The sequence below is a fragment of the Brevundimonas sp. SGAir0440 genome, from assembly GCF_005484585.1.
GTDB lineage: Bacteria > Pseudomonadota > Alphaproteobacteria > Caulobacterales > Caulobacteraceae > Brevundimonas.
Genome location: NZ_CP039435.1, coordinates 727362 through 753405 on the forward strand (window position 1 = coordinate 727362; position 26044 = coordinate 753405).

Below are 26044 nucleotides of genomic sequence, written 5' to 3' on the forward strand. Positions count from 1 at the left end.
ACTTTGATCCAGATCAGATGGGGTGTCTCCACGATTTCTCCACCAAGTCCACACCCAGGCCCCACGGCCCCGTGCGAAGCGGCCCCAAACCGAAACCGCCTACGGGATCCAATGAAGTTCAGCGCCCACCAGATCTTCGTCGCCGCCATGACCGCCGTAAACGTCGCCGTGCTGGCCGCCTGTGGCGTGTTCATCCTGGCGATGCTGTGAAGCACAGGGATAGGCATCGGGCGCGGGTTGCGGCGGCCGCGAGCCTGATCGCGCTGATCGCGGGGTGCGCCAAACCGGTCGAACCGCCTGCGCCGCCCCCGCCGCCGCCACCTTCGATTCAGCTGGACGACAGTGTGGCGCAGACGGCGTCGGTCTATCTGGTCTTCATGCGGGACGTCGCCACATTCGAGGGCGGCTTCGTCGATCCGGAGGCGGTGCAGACGGCGTTGCAGCGCGGCGCGACTTCCAACGCCGAGCAGTTGGCGCGGGGTCTGGTGGCCTATGGAGCGGTGTTGGCGATGCAGTCGCCGGACTTCGTGGCGGGGGTGCGGGCCTATGCGGCCGATCCCGCTCAGCGGCGCGAAATCCTGGACCGTCTGGCGACTGACCCCGCCTATGCCGTAACCCTGCCTGGCGCAGACGTGGCGGCCGGGCTGATCGCCGAGGTCATGGAGGAGGGGACCGCAGCCATCGAGGCCGCGGCGGATCGGGTGGAGGCGGACGCCTATACGATCCAGGCGCGTACCGATCCGCGCCGTCGATGGGCGGGCCAGCCCGTCGCGGACCGACAGGGGCGGCTGGAGCGTGCGAAGGCCGCCTCCGCCGGAATGCAGCTGGCGTCGGACGTCGAGAGCGAGACGCTTCTAAAGGCTGCCCACGCCGAAGCCTCTCGGGTCCCGAGGTCGCCTCTGGCGGCTCCCTATAAACCGGCGGTGGCCCGGTCCCTGTCCGTCGCCGCGCGGGCGCTGCTGGGCGAGAGCGTTAAGGACGATGGAAGCGACGGTGTCCTGCAGGATCCGAACGCCACCTTCTGCCTGCAGATGTCCAAGCTGAACCTGTTTCAGTGTCTGGCCGCCGCCAAGCCCAGCTATGAAGACATGTTCTGCATCGGCCGACACGTCGTCAGGGACATGGCCGACTGCACCCGCACGGCGTTGAACGCCGCAGGGTCCTGATGAAAGAGACGTGATCGAGGGCGACCGCCGCCGAGCGGCCGCTACAGCCCCAGCGCCCGTCGGATGTCGCGCCAATCGACGTACTTGAAGTTCTGGGTGCCGATGTCGTTGACGTCGTCCTGGATGACGACGAGGCCGTCGGGGAAGGGGCCGACCTGGCCGCTGGCGGCCGCCAGGCCGTCGGTGCCGGTGACGCCGTCGACGGCGCCGTCCACGATCTTGAACCGGCCCTTGTATTCGGGCGCCGGGCCGTCGATGCGCCAGACGGGGAAGGTGGAATCGCCCTGGCTGGAGGCGATCAGGTAGCGGCCCGAGGCGTCGGAGATGGTGGTCAGGCCTTCGGCGTCGGCGACCAGGATGTCCTTGGCGATGGGCTGGATGAGGGTGCGGGTCGCGCCCGAGGTCGGGTTCAGGCCATAGCGCCACAGGCCGACGTTCTCCTCGTTGATATAGAGGGCGTCGGCGGCTTCGTCGGCGGCGCAGCCTTCGGAGATGGTTCCGATCTCGGCGGTGCGGACCAGACGCGCCGTGGGCTGGTCGGCGGCGTCCACGCCCAGGACGAACTGGCGCAGCTCGCCCTCATGGCCGACCAGGATGGCGTGAACCTCGGCTCCGCGCCGCGCAAAGCAGAAGCCGTAGGGTTCGACCACGTCGGTGGCGACCGCGCCCCAATAGCGCACGCTGTTCTGGCCCGCCCCGGCCGGATCGAACGTGTACAGAGAGATGCCGGTCTTGCCCGGCGTGCGGTCGCTGGCGCCCAGCACTACCTGCGGACGGCCGCCGACCGACAGGCCCTCGACCACATCGACGTTGTTCAGCAGACCCTCGGGCAGGAACTGCAGGATCTGGCCGTCGAAGCCGTAGATGTAGAGGCCGGACTTCTTGTCCGTGCCGGCGACGAAGCCGGGGGTTTGTTGACCCATGATCGTGACCGGGTTCGCTGAGGCCCAGACGGCGGGATCGTCGGCCGCGTCCTGACCCGCCGTGCCGACCGACGGGGTTTCCAGCACGGCCTGAACCGGGGCGCCCGGACCGACGAGGCCCGCGCCCTCGCCCTGATAATCGACCTCGTGCGTGGCGCACGCGGCGAGCAGGGCCAAGGCGGCGCAGGCGCTCAGCGAGCGGGCGAGGGAAGGGCGCATGTCGGTCTCCGGACGATCTGGACGTGTCCCTGTGACCAAGCCGTCTGCGGGTCAACGGCGCGAGCGTGACGGTTCGGCGTCTGTTCGATGACTGATGTTCCGCCGAGGGATCAAGCGTCGCCGTTTTGTCGGAAAACCGCGAAGGAGGCGTCGTGGAATCGTCGCTGTCGCGTCGCCGCCAAAGGTTAAGCGGCCCCTCCATCGGCCGAAGCGAAACGTCGCTCGCCGAAGGGGACCTGACATGACACTGAACCTGCTGATGGGCGCCGCCTTGGCGCCGATGATCCTGGCGCCGCTGGCCATGCCCGCCCATGCCGATGTCGACGCCGTGTCCTCGGCCTCAACTGCGGTCGCCGGCGACGTGATCTACGGCCGGGTGACCAACGCCGCCGGCGCGCCCCTGCCGGGCGCCGAGGTTCTGGTGCGCGGGACCAGCCAGCGGGCCGTGACCAACACCCAGGGCGAGTTCACCCTGCCGACCGCCAGCGGCGCCATGGTGCTGGAGGTCAACTATCTGGGCCTGCCCTCGACCAGCCAGACGGTCGTGACGACGCCAGGCGAAGACGCCAATGTCGCCATCGTCCTGGGCGCGCAATCGGCGACCGACGTGGCCGATGTGATCGTGACCGGCGTCATCACCGACGGCGTCGCCCGTTCGCTGAACCAGCAGAAGAACGCCGACGGCACGGTCAACGTCCTGTCGGCCGACGCCATCGGCCGCTACCCCGACCCCAATGTGGCGGAATCGCTGCAACGCGTTCAGGGCATCGCCATCCAGCGCGACCAGGGCGAAGGCCGCTACATCAATGTGCGCGGCGCGCCGGCCGCCTTCACCGCCGTGTCGGTGGACGGGGTCGCCATCCCGGCCGTGTCGCCCACGACCCGCGCGGTCGATCTGGACACCCTGCCGTCGGACATCGTCTCCAGCGTCGAGGTGTCCAAGACCCTGACGCCGGCCCAGGACGCCGATTCCATCGCCGGGGCCGTGGACATCAAGACCCGCTCGCCCTTCGACAAGCGCCGTCTGGCCGTCAGCGGCTATGCGGGCGGCAGCTACAACGACTACGGCGGCCAGGACTATCGTGCGGGCGCGAACGTCTCCAACGTCTTCGGCCCGGACCAGACCTTCGGCGCCCTGGTGTCGGTCAGCTTCTCCGAGACCAACCGCCGGCCGGACAATGTCGAGAACGGCTGGGTCCTGATCAATCGCAACGCCGCGCAGGGCGGCGGCCAGATCTGGGATCTGGAGAACACCCTGTTCAAGGACTACGAGACCGAACGGACCCGCAAGGCCGTGACCGGCGCGCTTGAATGGCGGCCCAGCTACGCGATCCGTCTGTGGGTCAAGGGCTCCTACGCCCAGTTCCGCGACGACGAGTTCCGCAATACGCTGAACTTCACCTATAGCGACGGAACGCTGCAGCCGGGGTCGACCGACACCAGCGCGACCTTCACCAACGCCCGCATCTACAAGCAGCTGCGTCACCGCACCCAGGAGAACGACATCTCCACCCTGGTGCTGGGCGGCGAGCAGACGTTCGGCAATGGGGCGGTCTGGGACGGTGCCCTGTCGTTCGCCAACAGCAAACAGACCTATCCGCATCGCGACGAGCTGGTCTACCGCTCCAGCGCGACGACCCTGTCCTACAACACGGCCGACCATTATCAGCCGACCTATTCGGCCTTCAGCGAGCCGACGGGCTTCTATCTGAACCCCAATAACTACAGCTTCCGGGAAAACACCTTCCGCTCGAACACGACCGAGCAGGACGATGTGGCGTTCAAGACCAATCTGTCGCTGCCCACCGTCATCGGCGGCCGCGAAGTCGAGCTGAAGTTCGGCGCCAAATACAGCACCCGCGATGTCACGGCCGATGAAGAGCGGTTCCGCGACCGCAGCGCGGCCGCCAGCTCCGGCGCCCTGGCCCCGCTGCTGAGCGATCGTCCGTCACGGAACTACGATTACAATCTGGGCTTCAAGTTCGATGCGGGCCTGGTGACCGACTATTTCGACCGCGTCCGCGCGGGCTCGACCAATCCCGATCCGGCCGCCGGCGTGCGCCGCATTCCGCAGTCGATCACCGCCGACTATACGGCGCAGGAAGATATTCTGGCGGGTTACGGTCAGGCCCGGTTCGATATCGGCGCGACCAATGTGCTGGTCGGCCTGCGTGTCGAGAAGACCGACTTCGAAGGCTCGGCGACCAGCGTGGCCCTGTCCGGCGCCCAGAGCCCGGTCAAGGTCGATCGCGACCAAACCGACTTCTTCCCGAACCTGACGCTGCGCCACAGCTTCAGCGATCAGCTGGTCGGTCGTTTCGCCCTGACCCGCGCCATTTCGCGCCCGGACTATACCGACATCGTTCCGCGGGTTCTGGAAACGACCGACAGCGGCCGCACGACGGTCACGCGCGGCAATCCCGACCTGAAGCCGACCCTGTCGAACAACGTCGATGCGGGATTGGAATACTATCTGCGTCCGCTGGGTGTGATTTCGGCCAACGCCTTCTACAAGGACCTGTCGAACTACCGCTTCACCCTGGTGACGGACGGCGTGCCCTATGTCACCCCGACCACCACGGTCGCCCAGGTCACCGAGGCCCGCAACGCCCGTGACGGCCATATCGCCGGCATCGAGTTCAACTGGCAACAGACGTTCGACTTCCTGCCTGGCTGGGCGTCGGGCTTCGGCGTCTTCGCCAACTACACGCTGACGGATGCGGAGATCAAAACCAGCCGCGCCTTCGCCGGTCGCGACACCTTCGTGCTGCCGGGCCAGTCCGACGAGACCTACAACGCCGCCCTGTTCTACGAACGGTACGGCTTCAGCGCGCGCGTCTCCTATACGCACCGCAGCGACTTCCTGGAGGCGATCGACGCGACCAACCCCGGCAAGGACCTCTATGTCGAGGGGCGCGGCCAGCTAGACTTCACCGCCAGCTACGACTTCGGCAATGGGGTGGAAGTGTTCGGCGAGGCCAAGAACCTGACCGACAGCGCGGGTGTGCGCTACTACGGCGTCAAGGAGCGGACCTACGAGTACGAGAAGTTCGGCTACAACGTCTTCCTGGGCGTGCGCTTCAAGCTCTGATCCAGCGATCGGACCATGATCGAAGGGGCCGGGCGGCGACGTCCGGCCCTTTTTCATGGTTTCCGCCTCTGCAAATGGTCGAAACGCGGCCCCATATGGGGTCCAGCGGTTGACCCGTGCGGGGTCGGCGCTAGTGTCCGCGCGCCTTTCCCCGCGCGCCAGAAGACCAGAGGATACCATGGCCGAAGCCACCGCCGCCTACGACGTCGTCATCATCGGCGGAGGCCCTGGCGGCTATAACGCCGCGATCCGGGCGGGCCAGCTGGGCCTGAAGGTCGCCTGTGTTGAGATGCGTTCGACGCTGGGCGGCACCTGCCTGAACGTCGGCTGCATGCCATCCAAGGCCCTGCTGCATGCGTCGGAGCTTTGGAACGCCGCAAACACCGAGTTCGCCAAGATCGGCATCGAGGTCCAGCCCAAGCTGCACCTGGACCAGATGCACAAGGCCAAGGACGACAGCGTCACCGCCCTAACCAAGGGGATCGAGTTCCTGTTCAAGAAGAACAAGGTCGATTGGATCAAGGGCAAGGGCAAGATCGTCGGAAAGGGCAAGGTCGAAGTCACCGCCGCCGACGGCGCCGTCCAGACGCTGGACGCCAAGAACATCGTGATCGCCACCGGCTCGGAGCCGACCCCGCTGCCAGGTGTCGCCTTCGAGGCGGGCAAGGTGATCGATTCCACCGGCGCCCTGTCGCTGCCGGCCGTGCCCAAGAAGCTGATCGTGGTCGGCGCCGGCATCATCGGCCTGGAGCTGGGCTCGGTCTGGCGTCGCCTGGGCGCCGAGGTCACGGTGGTCGAGTTCCTGGACCGGATCACGCCCGGCATGGACACCGAGGTCGCCACCGCCTTCCAGCGCACCCTGACCAAACAGGGCATGAGCTTCAAACTGGGCGCCAAGGTTACGGCCGCCAAGTCGGGCAAGGACGGGGTCGAACTGACCGTCGAGCCGTCCGCCGGCGGCGCCGCCGAGACGATCAAGGGCGATGTGGTGCTGGTCGCCATCGGCCGTCGTCCGTACACGGATGGTCTGGGTCTGGAGAGCGTCGGCGTGACGCCGGACAAGCGCGGCTTCATCGATCATGACCACTTCAAGGTCGCCGATGGCGTCTGGGTGATCGGCGACGTGACCCATGGTCCGATGCTGGCCCACAAGGCGGAAGAAGACGCGGTCGCCGTGATCGACACCATCGCCGGCAAGTACGGCCACGTCGACTATGCGCTGGTCCCAAGCGTCGTCTACACCTTCCCCGAAGTGGCCTGGGTCGGTCAGACCGAGGATCAGCTGAAGGCGGCCGGTGTCGCCTACAAGAAGGGCAAGTTCCCGTTCACCGCCAATAGCCGCGCCAAGATCAATCACGAGACCGACGGCTTCGTGAAGGTTCTGGCCGACGCGACGACGGACAAGGTTCTGGGTGTCCACATCATGGGCCCGCAGGCCGGTGAGATGATCCACGAGGCCGCCATCACCATGAGCTTCGGCGGCGCGTCGGAAGACATCGCCCGCACCTGCCACGCCCACCCGACCCGTTCGGAAGCCGTCCGTCAGGCGGCCATGGATGTCGAAGGCTGGATGATGCAGGCCTGAAACGGATCGACACTCTGAGCGAGGCCCGGACGGCGACGTCCGGGCCTTCGTCACATCAGGCCAGACCCTTCAGTCGGTAGAGCGCCTCCAGCGCTTCGCGGGGGGTCAGGTCGTCGGGGTCCACGTCACGCAGGGCCAGTTCCACAGGGGAGGGGCCGCGCGTCGGCTCCGGCTCGGCGACGGCGAACAGGGGCAGGTCGTCCAGCCGCGCGGCGGCGGCCTTTTCGCCCTCCAGCCGGTTGAGCACCGAGCGGGCGCGGGCGACGACGGAGGCGGGCACGCCGGCCAGTTTCGCGACCTGGACGCCGTAGGAGCGGTCGGCCGCGCCGGGCGCCGCCTCGTGCAGGAAGACCAGTTCGCCGTTCCATTCGCGCGCGACCATCGACAGGTTGCAGACGTGGTCCAGCCGCGTCTCCAGCTGGGCCAGCTCGTGATAGTGGGTGGCGAACAGGGTGCGTGCCCGGTTGGTCTCGTGCAGGGCCTCGGCGGTGGCCCAGGCGATGGCCAGACCGTCATAGGTGGCGGTGCCGCGCCCGATCTCGTCCAGAACGACGAAGCTGTGCGGCGTGGCCTGGGTCAGGATGGCGGCGGTCTCGACCATCTCCATCATGAAGGTGGAGCGGCCGCGCGCCAGGTCGTCTCCGGCACCAACACGGCTGAACAGTCGGTCCACCACGCCCAGCCGCATCGCCCGCGCGGGCACGAAGGCGCCGGCCTGGGCCAGGATCACCAGCAGGGCGTTCTGGCGCAGGAAGGTCGACTTACCCGCCATATTGGGGCCGGTGACGATGGCCAGGCGCGAGCCGTCCTGGCCCGAACCGTCCAGACGGGCGTTGTTGGGGGTGTAGGGATCGCCGCCCGCCTTGACCGCCGCCTCGACGACGGGATGGCGGCCGGCCTCGACGCAGAAGGTCAGGGTGTCGTCCACGATGGGGCGGGTCGCGCCGACTTCCTGGGCCCATTCGGCGAGGGCGGCGTGGGCGTCCAGTTCGGCGAGCGCCTCGGCGACGGCCTGCAGCGGTTGGGCCAGGCGGGCGGCCTCGCGTCGCCAGCCCTCGAAGGTCTCGCCTTCGATGGCGAGCGCCCGGTGGCCCGCCTGGCTGATCTTGGCGTCCAGCTCCGACAGTTCGACGGTGGTGAAACGGACCTGGGCCGCCAGGGTCTGGCGGTGGATGAAGGGGCTGTCGGGCCCGGCGCGGAGCAAGGCTTCGGCGGCCTTGGCGCTGGTTTCGAGGAAATAGCCCAGCACGGCGTTGTGCTTGATCTTGAACGGCACGCCGGACTCGGCGACGGCGCGGGCCTCCAGATCGGCGACGACGCGGCGGCTGTCGTCGCGAAGGGTGCGGGCGGCGTCCAGTTCGGGGCGATAGTCGGGACGCACATAGCCGCCGTCACGCGCCAGATGGGACGGCTCGTCCACCAGGCCGTCGATCAGGTCGGCTTTCAGCCGCGAGACGTCGGGCGACAGGGTCAGGCGGTCCAGCGCCGAGGCGATGCGGCGCGGCTGGCCGGTCAGGGGATCGACCTGGCCCACAAACAGCCCTGCGACGCCCTCGGCGATCGACAGGCCGGTGCGCACGGCGGCCAGGTCGCGCGGGCCGCCGCGACCCAGCGCCAATCGTCCGACGGCGCGGGCGATGTCGGAGGAGGCTTTCAGCCCATCACGCAGATCGCGGCGCAGATCGCGGCGTTCCAAGAGCCATTCGACGGCGTCGAGCTGTTCGTTGATGGCCAAAGGATCGCGCAAGGGCCGAGCGATGCGTTCGGCCAGGGCCCGGGCGCCGCCCGAGGTGACGGTGCGGTCGATGCAGGCGAGCAGGCTGCCCTCGCGCTCGCCGCGCTGGGTGCGGTCGATCTCAAGGCTGGCGCGGGTCGCCGGGTCGATGGCCAGAAAGCCGCTTTCGCCCAGACGGCGCGGCGGGGCCAGGGCGGGGACCTTGCCGGCCTGGGTCGTCTCCAGATAGGCGGCGATCAGACCCAGCGCCGAGACCTCGGCCTCCTCGAAGGCGCCGAAGCCGTCGAGCGCCGAGACGCCGTACAGGCGTTCGACGCGCGCGCGGGCGGCCTGGGGCTCGGCGATGGCCGAGGCCAGCGCCTGGACCACCCCGCCCGAGCCGTCCAGGGCGTCGCGCGTCGTCTCGTCCGAATACATCCGGTCCGTAACCAGGACTTCGGACGGGCGGAAGGCGGCGAGCGCCGCGCCCAGGTCTTCGATAGAACAGGCGACGCTGTCGACCGCGCCGGACGACAGTTCGACCACGGCGACGGCCGCTCGACCCTTACGCACCGCGACCGCCGCCAGACGGTTGGCGCCGCGCGCGTCCAAGAGGCTGTCCTCGGTCAGGGTGCCGGGGGTGACGACCCGGACCACGCCGCGATGCACCACGGCCTTGCCGCCGCGCTTCTTGGCCTCTGCCGGGTCTTCCAGCTGTTCGCAGATGGCGACCTTGTGGCCGATGCGGATCAGCCGGGCGAGGTAGCCCTCCATCGCATGCACCGGCACGCCGGCCATCGGAATGTCCTCGCCCTGATGCTTGCCCCGCTTGGTCAGGGTGATGCCAAGGGCGGCCGCCGCGACCTCGGCGTCCTTGAAGAACAGCTCGTAGAAGTCGCCCATGCGGAAGAACAGGATGGCGTCCGGCTGGCCCGCCTTGGCCGTCAGATATTGCGCCATGAACGGCGTCGCGCCCTCCAGCGAGGCGGCGATTTCCGGGGGATGAGAGACGGGGGCGTTCATGTGGCTGCAGGGTGACGGATCGCGCCCGGCGGCTCAAGGCCGTTGACCGGCTCTTGCACAGGCTTGTCGGCCCTGCGATAGGCCGCGTCAGGCGGTTAAGGGAACACGGTGTGACGCCGTGGCTGTGCCCGCAACTGTAGGCGGCGAGAGCGTCGTCCGTCCGGGGTTTCGATCCCGGCGCCACTGGGAAACTGGGAAGGTGAGGACGGCGGTTTACGACCCGCAAGCCAGGAGACCTGGCCGCCGACGTCGCTCGCTCCTGTCCGGGACCAGACAGCAGCGCGGTTTCTCCGTGGAAGCGACCCGATCTTGCGCCGTCCAGACCTCAGCGGTCTGGCGGGTCGGTTCGCTCATGACGGTCTCTCGCGCGCACTCGCGGGACCGAACACGGGGGTATCGCTCAATGAAGCGTTCCATTCTTCTTTCGACGGCGGCGATTGCGGCCGCCTTTGCCGCGCCCGCCTTTGCCGAGGACGCGACCCAACTGGACGAGGTCATCGTCACCGCCACCCGCATCCCGGCCATTGTCGCCGACACGCCCGGCGCCCGCGTCATCGACGGCAAGACCATCGAACAGCGCGGCGCCATCTTCGCCGCCGACATCCTGGCCGATGTGCCGGGTCTGTCGGTGACGCGTTCGGGCGCTTTCGGCGGCGTGGCCCAGGTGCGGATGCGCGGCGCGACGCCCGGCAAGACCCTGGTCCTGGTCGACGGCGCGCCGGTCAACGACGCGGCCGAGCCGAACGGCGCCTATGACTTCTCCAGCTTCGAACTGGCCGATATCGCGCGGATCGAAGTGCTGAGCGGCCCGCAGTCGTCGCTGTGGGGATCCGACGCCATCGGCGGGGTGATTGCCTTCACCACGCAAGAGATCGACGGCCTTCGAGCCGAGGCCGAGGCCGGCAGCTTCGACACCGTGCGCGGCCGGGTGTCGGCGGGCGTCGCCAACGAGACCTACGCCTTCAGCGCCTATGCCTCGCGGTTCGACACCGACGGCATTTCGGCGGCGGACGAGGCGGACGGCAACACCGAGGCCGACGGGTTCCGCAGCACGACGCTCGGCGCCAAAGGCCGCTATGTCCTGTCCGATGCGGTCAAGGTCGATGGATCGGTGCGCTGGAACAAGTCCAAGGCCGATATCGACGGCTTCCCAGCGCCGAACTTTACTCTGGCCGACACCGACGACACCCAGGAAAGCGAGCAGTGGTCGGGCTTTGGCCGGGTGACGGCCAAGGCGTTCGGCCTGACGCATCAGTTCAGCGTTTCGGCGTCGGATCTCGATCGCAGCTCAGTCAGCGGCGGCTTCGGCTCGACCTTCACCGGCGACCGTCAGGCCTATCGCTGGCAGGCGAACGGCCAGGCGCAGGACATCGACTATGCGTTCGGCGTGGAGCGGAACGAGGCCTCGGCGGCTCTGTCGTCGGGCCTGTCGCGCGACCTGTCGATCACCTCGGTGTTCGGCGTGGCCCAATACGATGTCGGCGCGCTGAACCTGACCGGCGGACTGCGTTATGACGACACCGACGATTTCGGCTCAAAAACGACGGGGCGGGTGTCGGCGGCCTATGACCTGGCCGGAGGCTTCATATTGGCGGGCGCCTACGGCACGGGCTTCAAGTCGCCGACGGTCAGCCAGGCGGTCTGCGACTTCTGCTATGCGCCCCAGCCCTGGCCGGAACTGAAGCCGGAAACGGCCGACAGCGTCGAGATCGCCCTGGGCTGGGCCTCGGCCGATGGTCGATTCGATGGGAGGGCGACGCTGTATCGTTTGAACGTCGAGGATCAGATCACCTATTCGGCCGGTCGCTACATCAACGTCGCCAAGACGCGTTCGGACGGGTTCGAGCTGGAAGGCCGCGCCCTGCTGGGCGGCGGGTTCGACCTGACCCTGGCCTATGCCTGGACCGACGCGACGGATCGCACGACGGGCGTGCGCCTGCTGCGCGTGCCGGAACACGCCGGTTCGGCGACCCTGGGCTGGACGGGCGACCGTCTGTCCGGCGCGTTGACCGTGCGGGCGGAAGGCGATCAGGACGATTCGGGCGGCTTCTCGACCGTGGCGCGCGACGGTTTCGTCACCGCCAATCTGAACGCGGCCTATGAACTGACCGATCAGGTCACCCTGACGGCGCGGATCGAGAACCTGGACGACGAACACTATCAGCAGGTGTTCGGATACGGCGAGCCGGGACGTTCCGGCTATGTCGGGATCAGGCTGCGCTACTGATCCGGGCGCGGGCGTCGGCGGTGAAGGCCGCCGGCGCCTCGAGCGCCAGAGCCGCCCAGTCCAGATTGGGGCAGGGCGCGTGGGCGGCGGCCAGGATGGCGCGCAGTTCGGCGGCGGAGGCGACGCTGGCCACAACCTTGTCGACGCCAGGCAGGGCCAGGGCGTAACCCAGAGCCGCCTGCATCGGATCGCAACGCTGCTCGGCCAGACGCCGGCGCGTGCGAGACAGGGCCTGGGCATGGCTGGCCAGTTCGGCGGGCAGATCGTCGCCGCCCGCAAACAGCAGACCGCCGGCGAAGACCGAAGACAGATGGACCGAGGCGCCCGTGTCGGCGATGGCTTCCAGCACGCCGTCCTGGGCTGCGCGCTGATCCAGCAGGCTGCACGGCACCTGGACCACGTCGGCTTCTAGACGACGCGCCAGAAGCGCGGGACCGTCCTCGATCGTGGCGCAGAAACCGATGCGGCGGAACAGGCCGCGATCCTTCAGGCTGCGGGCGCGATCCCACAGGGCGCGGCCCTCGGCGCCGGCCAGATCGGCGGCGTTGGAAATCAGCAGAACATCGCCGCGCGGCAGGCCCATCCGCTCCAGCGAACGGCGAGCGCGGGCCTCGACCCGGTCCAGGCCTTCGCTGAGCGGCACGGTGCGGACCGTGACCTGGAAGGGCGAGGGGAAGGGCCAGGCCTGACCCAGCAGGCGTTCGCCGTCGCCCTCGGGGCGGGTGGCGATCAGTTTGACCCCGGCGTCGGCCCCGGTCTGCAGCAGGAAACGCATGGCTTCTTCGCGGGCGCCGGAGGGCGCGCTCATGAAGGCGCCGGGCGCGCGCTCGGGCTCGGTCACCACGGCGAGGGCCAGGCGATGGATGGGCGACGACGCCGAAGGTGTGGCGGGGGAATACGACACGTCCGGCACTATGATCGCCAATGCTTAAGGGACGCTGAGCGAGACCTTAAGCGAACCCTACTTATCCACCGCTGATATGCGCACTGAGGCGAAAATCAGGCGTCGGCGTCAGGCTGCAAGTCCGGGTGGGCCGAGGCGAAGGCGGGGTGGGCCAGGGCGGTCTGTTCGACCGCCAGCAGACGCGGCCAGGACGACAGGTCCATGCTGAAGCGTCGCGCCGAATACATCTGGGGAATCAAATAACAATCGACCAGGGTCGGGGCGTCACCGAAGCTCCAGCCGGCGCCGTGACGCGCGACCAGCGCCTCCAGCGCGTCGAAGCCCGGCGCGATCCACTGGGCGGCCCAGGCGTCCACGGCGGCCTGATCGGCGTTGAACTCGGACCGAATGGCCTTCAACACGCGCAGATTGTTGAGCGGATGAATGTCGCAGCCGATCAGGGCGGCCATGGCGCGCACGGTCGCCCGCTCGTTCGCCCCCTTCGGCAGCAGGGCCGGTTCGGGGTGGGTTTCCTCCAGCCATTCCAGAATGGCCGGGCTCTGGGTCAGGACCAGATCGCCGTGTTGAAGCGCGGGAACCATGCCCTGCGGATTCAACGCCATATAGTCGGGCGTCTTCTGCTCGCCCTTGCGCAGGTCGTGAGCGGCGTTGTCGTAGGTAATCCCTTTCAGGTTCAGGGCGATACGCACGCGGTAGCTGGCGCCCGAGCGCCAATAGCCGTGCAGGATCATGGCTGGATCTCGAAGCTGAGCGTCTCAAGCCCGTCGATGGTCACGACGACGCGGTCGCCCGCCTGAACCGGGCCGACGCCGGACGGCGTGCCGGTGAAGATCAGGTCGCCGGGTTGCAGCGACCACAGTGCGGCGGCCGCCGCGACGATCTGGTCGGGATTCAGGATCATGTCGTTCAGGACGCTGTCCTGTCTGGTTTCGCCATTGACGCTGAGGCGGATGGCGCCGTCGGGCGACGGCAGGTCGCCCAGGGTGATGGGGCCGCAGGGCGCGGACTGATCGAATCCCTTGGCGGCGTCCCAGGGGCGGCCCGCCTTCTTGGCCTCGGCCTGAAGATCGCGACGGGTCAGGTCGCAGCCGACGGCCCAGCCGACGATGGCGACCCCGCCGTCCTTGCCCGGCCCGATCGCGGCGACCAGTTCGGCCTCGTAGTGCAGGTTCGCGGTCGCCGACGGATAGGATGGGTTTGCGCCGTCAGAGACGATGGCGTCGCCCGGCTTGGTGAAGAAGAAGGGCGTCTGCTTGTCGGGGTCCGACCCCATTTCGCGCGCATGGGCGGCGTAGTTCTGGCCCACGCACAGGATGCGGCGAACGGGAAACCGCTGGTCCGATCCGACGATCGGCAAGGACGGGGCGGGGCGGGGCGCGAACAGCCATTGGGTCATAGCCATCGTTCTAGTGCGGCGAAAAGCCCGTGGCGAGAGGCGCACGCCTGACCCACCTAAAGGAACCTCGTTGCGCATGTGGCGTTGCAACACGGGGTTCTCTATTCTACCGCCAAGCTTTCAACGGAGCGCGCACCATGGCCACCACCAAGGCCCGAGAAGACATCAAGGCCGACCTGAAGACCCTCAAGGAGGATCTGAAGACCGGCGCTCGCGAAGAGACCCAGCGCCTGCGCGACAAGGCCGCCGAGGCCGAAGCCAAGCTGCGCGCCAAGAGCGACGAAGTCCGCGAGCAGGCCCGCAGCTATTATGACGAGGCTCGCGTGAAGGGGCGTGAATATTACGACGACGCTGCCGAACGCTTCGACGAGGCGCAACGCTATGTCGTCGAACGCGTGCAGGAGCGTCCGCTGCAATCGACCGCCGTGGCGCTCGGCGTCGGCGTCATCCTCGGCATGCTGCTGGCCGGCCGCCGCCGCTGATGTTCAAGAGCATCGTCAAAAAGCTGGTGGCGACGGCCGTCGTCGCCGCCAGCGTCTTTCTGGCCGTCGTGTTTCTGGGCGTGGCCATCTTTTATGCGCTCAGCCTGACGCTGACGCCGCTCGGCGCGGCGGCGGTGACGTTCGGTCTGTTCGCCCTGGTCGCCCTGATCGTCGCGCTGGTCTTTCTAAAGGGTGACAAGCACGACGAGGCGGACGAAGAGGACGAGCCGGAAGGCCTTATGGGCAAGATCATCCACATCGTGCGCGAGCGTCCGGTCGTGGGCGCCGTGGGCGGTCTGGGCGCGGCCTTCCTGCTGCTGCGCAACCCGGCCTTGGCGGCGATCGTCGCCAGCATGGTCGCGGATCGCAAAATGGATCAGGGCGGCTATTCGCGGCGTCGCCGTCGATAGGCGATGGAACGGCCGGGCGACCCTGGCGTTGATGTTGCAGACCGACGAACGGCTCCCGGGTCGCCGACGGCAACATCAACTCAGGAGAGCTAAACCCATGATGCGCTGGGCAATTATCTTCCTCGTCGTGGCCCTCGTCGCGGCCGTTCTCGGCTTCGGCGGCATTGCGAACTTCTCGTTCGAGATCGCCAAGTTCGTCGCCGTCGTGGCCATTATCCTGTTCGTCATCGCCCTGGTGGCCGGCGGACTGCGTGGACGCGGCGCGCCGCGACTATAGGCTAAAGACGCCAAGTCGAACGAGGGGCGGAGCCGAAGGCTTCGCCCCTTTTTCATGCGCAGCGCGGGGAAATAAGAAAGAACTTTACAGCACAAAGCGGATGAGCGATGCTGCCTCAACGGTTCGAGGAGGAGAGCATCATGACCCGCGAGACCCAAGCCATTCAGGACGACATCGCCTATATGCGCAGCCTGGCCCACGAAGGGCGGCATGCGCCGCTTCTGGCCGGCCCGATCCTTGTGACGGCCGGCATCGTGTTCGGAGCGACCAGTCTGATCCAATGGGCCATCCAGTCGGGCCTCGTTCGGCTGAATCCCTGGTCCCAACTGTGGGTGTGGATCGTCGCAGCCGTGGTGTTCGCCGTCGCCCTGACCGTCCTGATCGGCCGCATCAAAACTAAGCCCGGCGTCAACTCCGCCGGCAACAAGGCGGTCGGCGCGGCTTGGGAGGGCGTGGGTTACGGGATCTTCGTCACCTGGCTGGCGCTTGTCGCTCTATCCCTAAAGACCGGCCAGTGGTCCTGGATGGCGGTGATGCCCACGGTGGTTCTGGTTGCCTATGGTTCGGCCTGGATGATCGGCGCGGCCATGACCAAAACGCGCTGGATGTCCTACACGGCCTTGGCTTCCTACGTCGGCGCCGTCGCCGTCGCCTGGTTCATGGGCAGCGCCACGATCTATCCGGTCTTCGCCGTGATCCTGTTGGTCGTGGCCCTGGTCCCCGGCATCGTCCTGATGCGTCAGGAACCGTCGGAGGTGGTCTGAGCATGGCCGACGACTTCGACGTCAGCCGGATCGACGACGTCATTCACGGGCGCATCCGGCTTGGAATCATGGCCTATCTGTCCGGGGCCGGATCGGCCGACTTCACCACCCTGAAGACCCGATTGCAGACGACGGACGGCAATCTGTCGGTCCATCTGCGAAAGCTGGAAGAGGCGGGGTTCGTCGCCGTCTCCAAAAGTTTCAACGGTCGCAAGCCGCTGACGGAAGCCAGTCTGACCGATCAGGGACGCGACGCCTTCGTCGCCTATCTGGATGCCATAGCGGGCCTGCTGCCAGAGCGATGAACATAGGCTAGAAGCGCGGTCATGACCGACCGCCTTCACGCCTTCGAGGCCATCGACAACTTTCGGGACTATGGCGACTACGCCACGGCGGCCGGGCGGCGCGTAAAGCCCGGTCGACTGCTGCGTTCGGCCCACCACGCCCGGGCCAGCGAGGCGGACCTGGAGCGGCTGAAGGCGCTGGACATCGGAGCTGTGGTCGATCTGCGCCGACCCGGCGAGCGCCGCGATCAGCCGTCGCGCCGGCCCGACGGCTTCAGCGGGCAGGTCATCGAAGGCGGCGTGGACGACGGCGCCGAGGCGCCGCACATCAACTTTCTGAAGACCGCCGATCTGACGCCGGACTCCGGGCGGCGCTTCATGACCCAGACCTATCGCAGCCTGCCGTTCGACCCGTCGCATCAGGACGTGTTCGGCCGCTATTTTCAGGCGCTGGCGGATCAAGACCGGCCCGTGGTGATCCATTGCGCGGCGGGCAAGGACCGGACGGGGTTTCTCGCCGCCCTGACCCACCATCTGCTGGGCGTGTCGCGCGACGACATGGTCGAGGACTATCTGCTGACCAACACCGCAGTCGATCTGGCGGGCCGGGCGCCCGGCATCGCCAGACAACTGCACAAGATGACGGGTCGGGTGGCCTCGGACGACGCGATCGTCGCCTTTCTGGGGGTCGAGGCCGGCTATCTGGAGGCCGCCTTCGCCGAGGTCGAGGCGCGGCATGGCTCGGTGGACGCTTATCTGCAGGAGGCGTTGGGCGTCGATGCGGCGCGCCGCGACCGGATCGTGGAGCGGCTGACCGCGTGAGCGAGGTTTTCAGCCACACCATCGCGCGTGAAGCGCCCTGGGTCGATCCGGTCGCGGTGGCGGCGGGTCTCGGCGGCGGCGACGGCGCCTTGGCCCTGTTGTCGGACGGCGGGCCGGGCGGTCGCTGGTCCCACGTCGCCCAGGCGCCGGACGCGGTGCGCGTCGGTCCTGTGGATGAGGCCGCGCCGTTCGGGGCGCTGCGGGATCCGCTGTTCGCCACCGGTGTCGTCGGTCTGGCCGCCTATGATGCTGGCGCCCGGCCGGCCACCGGACCGCGCGAGACGGTTTGGCCCGATCTGATGCTGGCCCGCTATCCCGCCATGCTGAGCTTCGATCATCAAAGGCGCTCAGTATGCGCCACGGGAAGAGGTGCGACGGCGGAGCAGGCGACGGCGGCGGCCGAGCGGGCCCTGACCTGGCTGGCGACGGCCGCACCGGTCGTGACCCCGTCGGCGCCAGCCGACCGGTTCGAGGCCGAGGCGCCGGCAAGCGCCTACCGCGACGCGGTCGCGGATGTGGTGGAACGCATCGGGGCGGGGGAGCTGTTCCAGGCCAATCTCGCCCGGGCCTGGTCCGGGGAGCTGAGCCCCGGTCGCGATCCATTCGAGGTCTTCCTGCGGCTGCAAAAGGAGCGGGCGTCGCCGTTCGGGGCCTATTGGCGGGTCGGGGATCGGGCGCTGGTGTCGAACTCCCCCGAACTGTTCCTCGCCTTCGATCCCGCCAGCCGCCGCATCGAGGCGCGTCCGATTAAGGGCACGCGCCCACGCGCGGACGATCCCGATCAGGACCAGGCCCTGGCGAGCGAGCTTCGGGCCAGCCTGAAGGATCGCGCGGAAAATCTGATGATCGTGGACCTGATGCGCAACGATCTGGCGCGCGTGTCACGGCCCGGATCGGTCCAGGTGGAGACCCTGTTCGAAGTCGAGCAGCACCCGACGGTGCATCATCTGGTCTCGACCGTGACGGGCGAGGCCCAGCCCGCAGTGGGTCCAGCCGACCTGCTGGAGGCGACCTTCCCGCCCGGTTCGATCACCGGCGCGCCCAAGCATCAGGCGATGAAGGTGATCGCCGCGCACGAACGGCCGCGCGGACCCTGGTGCGGGTCGTTGTTCCTGATCGGCGACGGCGCCCTGACCGCATCGGTCTTGATCCGGACCGCCGGTTTCGAACGGAAAGACGGCGTCTGGAACTATCGCACCCTCGCCGGGGCCGGCATCGTCGTGGACAGCGATCCGGCCGCCGAAGAGGCGGAAACGGACGTCAAGATTTCAGCGATGCGACAGGCGTTGGTCGAGATGTAAGGGTCAGCAACCGCTGCAAGGGATCATTTCAACGGTGCGCGGTCGCAGATAAGCCATGCGGCTGAACTTGGTCACATAGGGCGCGACCCGGTCGAATGGTGATTTGTAATCATAAAAGGCTTCGGCAACGATCACTGACTCGCCGTTGGCGAGCATGTCTGAAGGGACCTTGGCCTGCGCGACCGTCAGTTTCGACGAGATGCCTTTTCCAACGCTCCAGTCCACCTTGTAGGTCGTCGCGTTCACGCGCGTGACGCTGCTGACGCGTTGGGTCAATGAAGACGAAGCAAACGGCGCCATGATCAGATCGCCGATTGCGAACACATCTGTCAGGTCAGTTTTGCTTGTGCTGTCGCTCTGTGACACCAGGTCCGCCACCATCGCGGCGACGTGGCCAGTTCGTTTCAGCGCCATATAGCCCTGACAGAACTCCACCATGCTGAAATAGAACAAGATCAGGATTGGCGCGAGGAATGCGAATTCGACTGCGGCGATGCCGCGAGTGTCGCGTCCGTATGATCGAACGAATGAGGGGATGCGGAAGCGCGTCATTGCCACGGTTCATTGCGAAAAGCGGTCGTCGCCGTAAGCAAGACTTTGCCTGTTCCGATCCGAGATACCGCCTGGCTTAAAAGAGGCGTAGCGAGAGGATGTGCATACCAGATACGGACCAAAATCAGATCACCAGCCTTGCCGCCGTTGTAGATGGTCTTTTTGTCATCCATGGCGTTATTGGTAATTGGGTCCTCGACAGCCGGCGCGCTGAACTTGGGAATAACTCTCACATCCACGGTCATTCGACTGTCGCAGTCGGATTTGAACACAACCATCTTCGAGCAGACCTGGGCTTTGAACTTGGTCTTGTCGAAACCCTGCGCGTGAGCCTGGCCGGTGCGAATGAGACGGCCGCTATCCATGGCCGCCGTTTCAAGCACTGAATCCAGAACAAATACGACGCCTAACTCCAGGATCGAAAAGATCATCAGGAAGAAGGGGATGGCGACCATGGCGAACTCGACCGCAGCCGACCCGTCTCGCTTCCGCCTGAAGGGGCTGAAACGCGGCTTCAATGATCTCCGAGCGCGCATGGTTGAAGTCAGGGGGCTGTGGGCGCAGCAGATGCCGAGGGGGACCGGACGCTGGGCGTGCACGAGGCGCCGCAGGCCATCTCCGTCGCCTGTGCGCCGCGCCAGACCCGAACCGAACCGGTAGAGCCGCCTGTCACGACGATCTCACGCTTGAAAAGGGTGCGGCCTACACCGTCGACGGCAACGACTTCAGTGACGCCATAGCCCTTGCCGACAATAAACATGGTGTTGGCGTCGACCAGCGAGACATCTGCGATCTGGGGGTTGCCGACGATGATGGACGCGGCGGCGCCGCGAAGCTGAACGCGCGCCGAGCGATCGATCTCAACATTCAGCGCGCCGTCCTGGGCGCTGGCGACGACGGGGGCGACGATGAGGGCGGCGGCGATCAGGAAGGACGGGATGCGAGACATCGGCGACTCTTGATAGTGGCGCGTGCAAACGCGGACGCGCGCATGATGCAGCCGTGATCCTCAACAAAGGCTGAAGCGCCGATATGAGAATTTTCTTTGGTAAATCCGCGCGTAACCAAACCTCGTAGCTCTGATTTAACGGGGGTCTGGCATTTTGATCCTGCGTTTGGGGGTCAAGCGGGCTACCGGCTCCCCCCGCCAAGTTGCTCGCTAGACCATTTGAAAAAGGAACTACCCATGACCAAGTTCATCTCGCGCTTCGCCAAAGACGAATCGGGCGCCACCGCCATCGAATACGGCCTGATCGCCGCCCTGGTCGCCGTTGCTCTGATTACCGTGCTTGGCCCCATGAGCACCAGCCTGAAGGCCACCTTCACGAAGGTTAAGACCGAGCTTGATACGGCGAACGCCGGCTAATCGCCAGACGTTCAAAGCTCTTAGGATGGGGGTCGGAGCTGAAAAGCTCCGGCCCTTTTCGCATGGCGGCAACCCAACCTTAAGTCCTGTCGAACAAGATGCCGGTCATGGATATTCTGCTGCTCACCCTGCTTGGCGTCTTTCCGGCCCTCGTGATCGTCGGTGGTCTGCACGACCTGATCACCATGAAGATCCCGAACTGGATCTCGCTGGCCCTGGTCGGAGCCTTCTTTCCCATTGCCTTTCTGGTCGGCGCCGTGCCGATGGATGTCGCCATTCATGTCGGCATCGGGTTCGCGGCCTTGCTGGTTGGCATGGGCATGTTCGCCGCTGGCTGGGTCGGCGGGGGCGACGCCAAGCTGCTGGCCGCCTGCTGTCTGTGGATGGGGATGAGCGGCGCGGCGCCCTTCTTGATCTACACCGGCATCGCGGGCGGCGCATTCTGCCTGGTGCTGATGACCGCGCGTCAGTATTTTCCGATGGTCGCCCCGTCGGTGTTGCAAGGCTGGGTCATCAATCTGATGCAGCCCAAGGGCGACATTCCTTACGGCGTCGCCATCGCCATCGGCGCCCTGCTGGCCCTGCCTGAAAGCGGCCTGCTGCTGACCTTCGCCTCCGGTCGCTGACACCCCGTTGACCGGCGTTCGCGGCGCTTAGGAAGCGTTAACCCGCAAGGCCCATGATCGTTAACGGTAGGCGTCGGGGGATGAATCCGAAACACAGCGCCTGCTGGAGACATCCTGGATGAAGCCCGCCCGCATCGTCGTCATCTGCATCGCCGCCGTCTCGGCCATTGGACTGGCCCTGGTGGTCCGGGCCATGGGGTCGTCGTCGAACGAACCCGCTGCACCCGCCGCCGCCGCGCCCGTCGAAGTCCGCCCGATGGCCAAGGTTCTGGTCGCCGCCAAGGACCTGGAACCCGGCAAGCGTCTGGTGGAGGCCGACCTCGAATGGAAAGATTGGCCCGTCGATGAGGTCAATCCCGTCTTCATCACCGATGGCTCCACGCCGGTGCCCGCCAAACCCGCTGCGGAAAGCGCGGCAGAGAAGGCGACGGACGCCGTGAACCGCGTCGCCAAGGCGGCGACGGAACTGGCCACGACCGGCGCCAAGTCCGACTATATCGGCTCGGTGGTCCGCGAACCCATTCTGGCCGGAGAGCCGATCGTGTCGCGCAAGATCGTGCGCGCGGGAGACAGCGGTTATCTGGCCGCCTATCTTGAGCCCGGCATGCGGGCCATGGCCATCGCTGTGACGGTCGAATCCGCCGCCGGCGGCTTCATCCTGCCGGGCGACCGGGTCGATGTGGTGCTGACCGCCGAAACCAATCGCGACGGCGCCGTCGAGGGCGCGACCAAGTCCAAGTTCGCCTCTGGCGTCGTGCTGCAGAACATCAAGGTCCTGGCCATCGACCAGGCGACCCGCGTCGGCGACGACGCCCAGGCCGTCGTGGGCGCCACCGCGACCCTGGAAGTCCGACCGCAAGACTCGGTTCTGCTGGCCCAGGCCAAGTCCGAGGGCGAACTGTCGCTCTCGCTGCGATCCTATGCCGACACCGCCGGACCATCCGGCGCCACACGCCGCCCTGTCGCGGCCGTTTCCCAACCCCAGGCCGTGCGCATCTATCGCGGCGGCGCGCCCGAAGTGGTGGCCGTGCCATGAGAACTCAACCGATGCGCCGACCCACGATGCGCAAGGCCGCCGCCGCCGCAGCCTGCGCCCTGCTCGCCACACTGGCCGCCGCGCCTGCCGGCGTCGCCCAGACCCGCGCCGCCGTATCGACGGGTGCGGCGCAGCGTCTGATCAACCTGCCGCGCGGCACCTCGTTCGCGGTGGATCTGCCGGCCGACGCCCGCGACGTGATCGTTTCCAATCCGCAGGTGGCCGAGGCCATGCTGCATTCGCCGCGCCGCATCACCGTCATCGGCATCGCGCCGGGTGAGACCGACGCCGTCTTCCTGGACGCGGCAGGCCGCACCATTCTGAGCCTGCGAGTTCGGGTGGACGCCGGCACCAGCGCGCTTCAGGACACGCTAAGCCGCATCGCTCCGGGAGGGCAAATCCACGCGGAAGCCGTCAACGACAGCGTCATCCTGACGGGCGTCGCGGATAGTCCCGCTCAGGCGGCCCAGGCCGCGCGCGTCGCCGCCGCCTTCGTGTCTGCGCCGGAGAAGGTGATCAACATGATCAGCGTCGCCGGTTCCGACCAAGTGACGCTGCGCGTGCGCGTGGTCGAGGTGCAGCGCACCGCGCTAAAACAGCTTGGCTTCAGCTCTGACATTTTGAAGGGCGCGGGCATCCATTCGTATGGCTTCAGCCGACCCAACACCTATGGGGTCAACGGATCGGCGGCAGGCGGAACGGGTCTGTGTTACGGTCAGACGGGTGGGCGAACGACCAACACCTCCAACTCCAATTCAACAAGCCAGACGATCAATAGCGGAAACAGCGTCGTCGATACGTCGCAAACTTATAACGGCGATGATTTCAACTTCGACCGGACCACAACGACGAGAACATCTGGCAGCGCGTTGAGCAATACGATCTCGGGTATCGTATCGACCGCCTTCCAAACGATGACCGGCACGAATGCGAGCGGATGCCTGGAGGCCTTCGAACGCGTGGGACTGGCTCGGACGCTGGCCGAACCGAACCTGACGTCCGTGAATGGCGAGGCGGCGAACTTCCTAGCCGGCGGCGAGTTTCCGCTTCCGACGGGACGTGACCGGGAGGGCAACATCACCGTGACCTACAAGCCCTATGGCGTGGGTCTGGCCTTCCGCCCGGTGGTGATGTCCGGCGGTCGCATCTCCTTGCAGGTGAAGGTCGAGGTTTCAGAACTGACGGCGCAGGGTGGTTTCACAATCGGAGCCGGCACGCCCTCGTCCATTACTCTGCCGGGTCTGACGGTCCGGCGCAGCGAAAACACCGTGGAACTGCCATCGGGCGGCTCGATGATGATCGCGGGCCTGCTTCAGGAAACCACGCGCCAGACGGTGGACTCTCTGCCGGGGGTGACCAATCTACCGGTGCTGGGATCGCTGTTCCGTTCACGCGACTATCTGATGGGCGAGACCGAACTGGTCGTCATCGTCGAACCCTATATCGTCAGCCCGACGTCGCCCGATCGGATGCAAACGCCGGCCGATGGCCTGCGGATCGCCGAGGACAGCCAGACCATCCTCTTTGGCCAGTTGAACCAGGTCTATGGGCTGCCGAATGCGCCCCCGGCCGGTTCGGTCGGCTATGTGATCGAGTGAGCACATCCATGACTCGCACCCTGATTGCCACACTTCTGACGACCACGGCCCTGGCGCTCGGCGCCTGCGTCGGCGGCCCCGCCAGCTTGGGCGGAGAGCCGCCGCTGACGCCGACCTCGCGCTATCAGCTCCAGGTCGAGCCTGATCTGGACCGGATCGCGCTCGCGGTTCACGAAACCGGTCTGTCACCAACGCAGAACGGCGCGCTGCAAGAGTTGGTCAGGCGTTATCGCTACGTCGATGCCGTGCCGATGGTGATCGAAGCCCCGGCCGGAAACGATCCGGTGGCGCTGAAGACCGCCTATGAGATTCAATCGGCCTTGGCGGCCTATGGCGTCGCGCCGGAGCGCATCACCTTGGTCAGCTACGCCGCGCCGGATCCGCGTGCGCCCGTGGTCGTCGGCTATCAGACGATCCGCGCCGCCGTGCCGCAGTGCGGAACCGCCTGGGGCAATCTGAGCCGGACCGGCGACAATCGGTCGTCATCCAACTTCGGATGCGCCGTGACGGCCAATCTGGCGGCCCAGATTGAGGATCCACGCGACATCCAGCGGCCACGCGCCATGACGCCAGCGGACGCCGGGCGGCGAACCGTAGTGTTCGATGCCTATCGCGGCGGCAAGCCAACGTCGGCGGATCGTGAAGACCTGATCCGGGATACCGCCGTGTCCCGTGCGGTGAACTGATCATGAGCACAGCCCCCGCCCCCCGCGAGTTCGACACCTTCGACGACGCGTTCGACGTCGACATGGAGTTCGCGCCTTCTGTTGACGACATCGCCGCGCCGCGCAGCCCGCTTCAATTCACGCCTGCGGCTTCGGCGCAACCGGCCGGGGCGGCGCCTCAGCCCCAACCGCCGCTTCATGCTGCGCCCTTGGCGCCGGTCCCGGCCGCCCCGGCCTATGCGCCCGACGCCGCCGGCTTCAATCCGGTCGGTGACGTGGTCGCCCAGGCGCAGGCCAGTCTGATGGACACGGGTCTGGCCTTCACCGGTCTGGCCCCCGCCAGCAACATCGGCGAAGTCTCGGTGCCGCGCATCGCCATCCATGTCTTCGCCGAACGTCAGGACACCCTGGCCTCGGCCGAGCGTGCGGCCCAGGACCGTCGCCTGTCGCGCGCCACGACCCAGATCCGCGTCGGCGGCGTCGCTGCAGCCGTCGAAACCTATCAGCACGAGCCCACGCCCCCGCTGATCATCGTCGAGTGCCTGAAAGACCCCCAGACCCTGCTGTGGGAAGTCGATCAGTTGGCCGAGGTGTGCGACGCCGGCACCAAGGTCGTGGTGATCGGCGCGACGAACGACATCATCCTGTTCCGCGAACTGATGCGGCGCGGGGTCAGTGAATATCTGGTCGCGCCGGTACAGCCGCTGCAGCTGATCGCAGCCATCGGCGGCCTGTTCAACGATCCGGCCCAGCCTTTCGTTGGGCGCACCATCGCCTTCGTCGGCGCGCGGGGCGGGGCGGGGGCCTCGGCCGTGGCGCACAACACGGCCTATGCGATTTCCGAGCGGATCGGCGCCAATACGGTCATCGTCGACTACGACCTGCCGTTCGGCACCGCCGGCCTGGATTTCAACCAGGATCCGCTGAATGGCGTCGCCGACGCCCTGGGCCAGCCCGACCGGCTGGATTCGACGCTGCTGGACCGGATGATGGTTCGCTGCACTGACAAGCTGAGCCTGTTTGCGGCGCCCGCCAGTCTGGACACGGACTGGGACATCTCGACCGAGGCGTTCGAGGAGGTCACCAACCAGATCCGCGCCACGGCCCCCTTCGTCGTGCTGGACCTTCCGCATCTATGGTCGCCGTGGATGCGTCGCACCCTGATCAGCGCCGACGAGGTGGTGGTCGTAGCCACGCCGGACCTGGCGTCCCTGCGCAACGCCAAGAACATGATCGACCTGGTCCGTCAGGGCCGCCCCAATGACGCGCCGCCGCGCCTGGTGCTGAACCAGGTCGGCGTGCCGGGTCGCCCGGAAATTCCGGCGAAAGACTTCGGCGCGGCGCTGGGCGTTCATCCCAGCCTGATCATTCCGTTCGACGCCAAGACCTTTGGCGCCGCCGCCAACAACGGCCAGATGATCCTGGACGCCGGCGCCAAGACCAAGTCGGCCGAAGCCTTCCAGACCCTGGCCCAGATCGTGTCGCGCCGCGAACTGCCGATGGTGGCGGGACCCAAGGCCAAGCCGGCGAAGGCTGGCAGGGCGGAGAAGGCCAAGCCGGCGGGCGGAGCGTCCAAATCTCTCTTCGCCAATATGTTCAAGAAGCGCTGACGC

General features: G+C 67.0%; 25 protein-coding genes and 1 riboswitch. Of the genes, 17 read left to right on the top strand and 8 right to left on the bottom strand.

Annotation, left to right across the window (positions count from 1 at the left end; genetic code table 11):
* The first annotated feature begins 344 nt into the window (after positions 1 to 344).
* Complete coding sequence (locus tag E7T10_RS03540) at positions 345 to 1166, top strand: hypothetical protein (protein ID WP_137720757.1); 822 nt, start codon at positions 345 to 347, stop codon at positions 1164 to 1166.
* 41 nt (positions 1167 to 1207) lie between these two features.
* Here the strand turns inward: E7T10_RS03540 and E7T10_RS03545 are convergent, their stop codons facing one another.
* The gene (locus tag E7T10_RS03545) at positions 1208 to 2308 is read right to left on the bottom strand and encodes a phytase (RefSeq protein WP_137720758.1); all 1101 of its coding nucleotides are present in this window, start codon (positions 2306 to 2308) and stop codon (positions 1208 to 1210) included.
* A 241-nt stretch (positions 2309 to 2549) separates the two neighbouring features.
* Between E7T10_RS03545 and E7T10_RS03550 the strand changes: the two genes are divergently transcribed.
* Both E7T10_RS03550 and lpdA read left to right on the top strand, forming a co-directional pair.
* Positions 2550 to 5399: a TonB-dependent receptor gene (locus tag E7T10_RS03550; protein WP_137720759.1), complete on the top strand. Its 2850-nt coding sequence runs from the start codon at positions 2550 to 2552 to the stop codon at positions 5397 to 5399.
* A gap of 178 nt (positions 5400 to 5577) precedes the next feature.
* On the top strand, positions 5578 to 6984 hold the full coding sequence (gene lpdA / locus E7T10_RS03555; RefSeq protein WP_137720760.1) for a dihydrolipoyl dehydrogenase: 1407 nt from the start codon (positions 5578 to 5580) through the stop codon (positions 6982 to 6984).
* A 55-nt stretch (positions 6985 to 7039) separates the two neighbouring features.
* Here the strand turns inward: lpdA and mutS are convergent, their stop codons facing one another.
* On the bottom strand, positions 7040 to 9721 hold the full coding sequence (gene mutS / locus E7T10_RS03560) for a DNA mismatch repair protein MutS (protein ID WP_137720761.1): 2682 nt from the start codon (positions 9719 to 9721) through the stop codon (positions 7040 to 7042).
* 50 nt (positions 9722 to 9771) lie between these two features.
* Positions 9772 to 9981: riboswitch (cobalamin riboswitch) on the top strand.
* A 143-nt stretch (positions 9982 to 10124) separates the two neighbouring features.
* Here mutS and E7T10_RS03565 point away from each other — a divergent pair.
* Entirely contained in the window at positions 10125 to 11948 is a 1824-nt protein-coding gene (locus E7T10_RS03565) for a TonB-dependent siderophore receptor (protein ID WP_137720762.1), read from the top strand.
* Here the strand turns inward: E7T10_RS03565 and E7T10_RS03570 are convergent.
* From E7T10_RS03570 to E7T10_RS03580, 3 genes are all read right to left on the bottom strand, one after another.
* Positions 11932 to 12861, bottom strand: a complete 930-nt coding sequence (locus tag E7T10_RS03570) for an aldo/keto reductase (RefSeq protein ID WP_137720763.1) — start codon at positions 12859 to 12861, stop codon at positions 11932 to 11934. The genes E7T10_RS03565 and E7T10_RS03570 overlap by 17 nt on opposite strands.
* A gap of 86 nt (positions 12862 to 12947) precedes the next feature.
* Entirely contained in the window at positions 12948 to 13583 is a 636-nt protein-coding gene (gene maiA / locus E7T10_RS03575; protein ID WP_137720764.1) for a maleylacetoacetate isomerase, read from the bottom strand.
* Positions 13580 to 14248: a fumarylacetoacetate hydrolase family protein gene (locus E7T10_RS03580; RefSeq protein ID WP_137720765.1), complete on the bottom strand. Its 669-nt coding sequence runs from the start codon at positions 14246 to 14248 to the stop codon at positions 13580 to 13582. The genes maiA and E7T10_RS03580 overlap by 4 nt, the downstream gene beginning before the upstream one ends.
* Before the next feature lie 137 nt (positions 14249 to 14385).
* Between E7T10_RS03580 and E7T10_RS03585 the strand changes: the two genes are divergently transcribed.
* The 7 genes from E7T10_RS03585 (at position 14386) to E7T10_RS03615 (ending at position 18588) form a co-directional block, all read left to right on the top strand.
* Positions 14386 to 14730, top strand: coding sequence for a YqjD family protein (locus tag E7T10_RS03585; protein ID WP_017506144.1), 345 nt, complete (start codon positions 14386 to 14388; stop codon positions 14728 to 14730).
* On the top strand, positions 14730 to 15140 hold the full coding sequence (locus E7T10_RS03590) for a hypothetical protein (protein WP_039243969.1): 411 nt from the start codon (positions 14730 to 14732) through the stop codon (positions 15138 to 15140). The genes E7T10_RS03585 and E7T10_RS03590 overlap by 1 nt, the downstream gene beginning before the upstream one ends.
* A 97-nt stretch (positions 15141 to 15237) precedes the next feature.
* Complete coding sequence (locus E7T10_RS03595) at positions 15238 to 15417, top strand: DUF1328 domain-containing protein (RefSeq protein ID WP_039243970.1); 180 nt, start codon at positions 15238 to 15240, stop codon at positions 15415 to 15417.
* A gap of 140 nt (positions 15418 to 15557) precedes the next feature.
* Positions 15558 to 16181: a hypothetical protein gene (locus E7T10_RS03600; protein WP_246846088.1), complete on the top strand. Its 624-nt coding sequence runs from the start codon at positions 15558 to 15560 to the stop codon at positions 16179 to 16181.
* Positions 16182 to 16183: 2 nt separating this feature from the next.
* On the top strand, positions 16184 to 16486 hold the full coding sequence (locus tag E7T10_RS03605) for a transcriptional regulator (protein ID WP_137720767.1): 303 nt from the start codon (positions 16184 to 16186) through the stop codon (positions 16484 to 16486).
* Positions 16487 to 16507: 21 nt separating this feature from the next.
* Positions 16508 to 17287 (top strand): tyrosine-protein phosphatase, encoded by a 780-nt coding sequence (locus tag E7T10_RS03610; RefSeq protein WP_137720768.1) that lies wholly within the window; start codon positions 16508 to 16510, stop codon positions 17285 to 17287.
* Positions 17284 to 18588: an anthranilate synthase component I family protein gene (locus E7T10_RS03615; RefSeq protein ID WP_137720769.1), complete on the top strand. Its 1305-nt coding sequence runs from the start codon at positions 17284 to 17286 to the stop codon at positions 18586 to 18588. The genes E7T10_RS03610 and E7T10_RS03615 overlap by 4 nt, the downstream gene beginning before the upstream one ends.
* A gap of 3 nt (positions 18589 to 18591) precedes the next feature.
* Here E7T10_RS03615 and E7T10_RS03620 read toward each other — a convergent pair whose 3' ends face one another.
* The 3 genes from E7T10_RS03620 to E7T10_RS03630 all read right to left on the bottom strand — a co-directional run bounded on the left by E7T10_RS03620 (position 18592) and on the right by E7T10_RS03630 (position 20089).
* Positions 18592 to 19140: a TadE/TadG family type IV pilus assembly protein gene (locus E7T10_RS03620; RefSeq protein ID WP_137720770.1), complete on the bottom strand. Its 549-nt coding sequence runs from the start codon at positions 19138 to 19140 to the stop codon at positions 18592 to 18594.
* Positions 19137 to 19595 carry a TadE/TadG family type IV pilus assembly protein gene (locus E7T10_RS03625; RefSeq protein ID WP_228763588.1) on the bottom strand — a complete coding sequence of 153 codons (459 nt, stop codon included), beginning with the start codon at positions 19593 to 19595 and terminating at the stop codon, positions 19137 to 19139. The genes E7T10_RS03620 and E7T10_RS03625 overlap by 4 nt, the downstream gene beginning before the upstream one ends.
* Positions 19596 to 19684: 89 nt before the next feature.
* Entirely contained in the window at positions 19685 to 20089 is a 405-nt protein-coding gene (locus E7T10_RS03630) for a pilus assembly protein N-terminal domain-containing protein (protein WP_137720772.1), read from the bottom strand.
* Positions 20090 to 20326: 237 nt separating this feature from the next.
* Between E7T10_RS03630 and E7T10_RS03635 the strand changes: the two genes are divergently transcribed.
* The 6 genes from E7T10_RS03635 (at position 20327) to E7T10_RS03660 (ending at position 26041) form a co-directional block, all read left to right on the top strand.
* A complete protein-coding gene (locus tag E7T10_RS03635; RefSeq protein WP_137720773.1) occupies positions 20327 to 20506 on the top strand; it encodes a Flp family type IVb pilin in 180 nt (59 codons plus the stop codon).
* Positions 20507 to 20613: 107 nt separating this feature from the next.
* A complete protein-coding gene (locus tag E7T10_RS03640; RefSeq protein ID WP_168189881.1) occupies positions 20614 to 21132 on the top strand; it encodes a prepilin peptidase in 519 nt (172 codons plus the stop codon).
* A 118-nt stretch (positions 21133 to 21250) separates the two neighbouring features.
* On the top strand, positions 21251 to 22168 hold the full coding sequence (cpaB, locus tag E7T10_RS03645; RefSeq protein ID WP_137720775.1) for a Flp pilus assembly protein CpaB: 918 nt from the start codon (positions 21251 to 21253) through the stop codon (positions 22166 to 22168).
* A gap of 11 nt (positions 22169 to 22179) precedes the next feature.
* The gene (locus tag E7T10_RS03650; RefSeq protein WP_137720776.1) at positions 22180 to 23766 is read left to right on the top strand and encodes a type II and III secretion system protein family protein; all 1587 of its coding nucleotides are present in this window, start codon (positions 22180 to 22182) and stop codon (positions 23764 to 23766) included.
* 8 nt (positions 23767 to 23774) lie between these two features.
* Positions 23775 to 24452 carry a CpaD family pilus assembly protein gene (locus tag E7T10_RS03655; RefSeq protein ID WP_137720777.1) on the top strand — a complete coding sequence of 226 codons (678 nt, stop codon included), beginning with the start codon at positions 23775 to 23777 and terminating at the stop codon, positions 24450 to 24452.
* A gap of 2 nt (positions 24453 to 24454) precedes the next feature.
* Entirely contained in the window at positions 24455 to 26041 is a 1587-nt protein-coding gene (locus E7T10_RS03660) for a cellulose synthase operon protein YhjQ/BcsQ (RefSeq protein WP_137720778.1), read from the top strand.
* Positions 26042 to 26044 lie beyond the last annotated feature (3 nt).

Bases quoted from the DNA above. Each gene is read 5' to 3' on its own strand.
- E7T10_RS03595 (WP_039243970.1), top strand. From the start codon at position 15,238: ATGATGCGCTGGGCAATTATCTTCCTCGTCGTGGCCCTCGTCGCGGCC.
- E7T10_RS03565 (WP_137720762.1), top strand. From the start codon at position 10,125: ATGAAGCGTTCCATTCTTCTTTCGACGGCGGCGATTGCGGCCGCCTTT.
- E7T10_RS03600 (WP_246846088.1), top strand. From the start codon at position 15,558: ATGACCCGCGAGACCCAAGCCATTCAGGACGACATCGCCTATATGCGC.
- E7T10_RS03590 (WP_039243969.1), top strand. From the start codon at position 14,730: ATGTTCAAGAGCATCGTCAAAAAGCTGGTGGCGACGGCCGTCGTCGCC.
- E7T10_RS03610 (WP_137720768.1), top strand. From the start codon at position 16,508: ATGACCGACCGCCTTCACGCCTTCGAGGCCATCGACAACTTTCGGGAC.
- E7T10_RS03650 (WP_137720776.1), top strand. From the start codon at position 22,180: ATGCGCCGACCCACGATGCGCAAGGCCGCCGCCGCCGCAGCCTGCGCC.
- E7T10_RS03630 (WP_137720772.1), bottom strand. From the start codon at position 20,089: ATGTCTCGCATCCCGTCCTTCCTGATCGCCGCCGCCCTCATCGTCGCC.
- E7T10_RS03545 (WP_137720758.1), bottom strand. From the start codon at position 2,308: ATGCGCCCTTCCCTCGCCCGCTCGCTGAGCGCCTGCGCCGCCTTGGCC.
- E7T10_RS03655 (WP_137720777.1), top strand. From the start codon at position 23,775: ATGACTCGCACCCTGATTGCCACACTTCTGACGACCACGGCCCTGGCG.
- mutS (WP_137720761.1), bottom strand. From the start codon at position 9,721: ATGAACGCCCCCGTCTCTCATCCCCCGGAAATCGCCGCCTCGCTGGAG.
- E7T10_RS03640 (WP_168189881.1), top strand. From the start codon at position 20,614: ATGGATATTCTGCTGCTCACCCTGCTTGGCGTCTTTCCGGCCCTCGTG.
- E7T10_RS03620 (WP_137720770.1), bottom strand. From the start codon at position 19,140: ATGACGCGCTTCCGCATCCCCTCATTCGTTCGATCATACGGACGCGAC.
- lpdA (WP_137720760.1), top strand. From the start codon at position 5,578: ATGGCCGAAGCCACCGCCGCCTACGACGTCGTCATCATCGGCGGAGGC.
- cpaB (WP_137720775.1), top strand. From the start codon at position 21,251: ATGAAGCCCGCCCGCATCGTCGTCATCTGCATCGCCGCCGTCTCGGCC.
- maiA (WP_137720764.1), bottom strand. From the start codon at position 13,583: ATGATCCTGCACGGCTATTGGCGCTCGGGCGCCAGCTACCGCGTGCGT.
- E7T10_RS03585 (WP_017506144.1), top strand. From the start codon at position 14,386: ATGGCCACCACCAAGGCCCGAGAAGACATCAAGGCCGACCTGAAGACC.
- E7T10_RS03580 (WP_137720765.1), bottom strand. From the start codon at position 14,248: ATGACCCAATGGCTGTTCGCGCCCCGCCCCGCCCCGTCCTTGCCGATC.
- E7T10_RS03625 (WP_228763588.1), bottom strand. From the start codon at position 19,595: ATGGTCGCCATCCCCTTCTTCCTGATGATCTTTTCGATCCTGGAGTTA.
- E7T10_RS03550 (WP_137720759.1), top strand. From the start codon at position 2,550: ATGACACTGAACCTGCTGATGGGCGCCGCCTTGGCGCCGATGATCCTG.
- E7T10_RS03635 (WP_137720773.1), top strand. From the start codon at position 20,327: ATGACCAAGTTCATCTCGCGCTTCGCCAAAGACGAATCGGGCGCCACC.
- E7T10_RS03660 (WP_137720778.1), top strand. From the start codon at position 24,455: ATGAGCACAGCCCCCGCCCCCCGCGAGTTCGACACCTTCGACGACGCG.
- E7T10_RS03605 (WP_137720767.1), top strand. From the start codon at position 16,184: ATGGCCGACGACTTCGACGTCAGCCGGATCGACGACGTCATTCACGGG.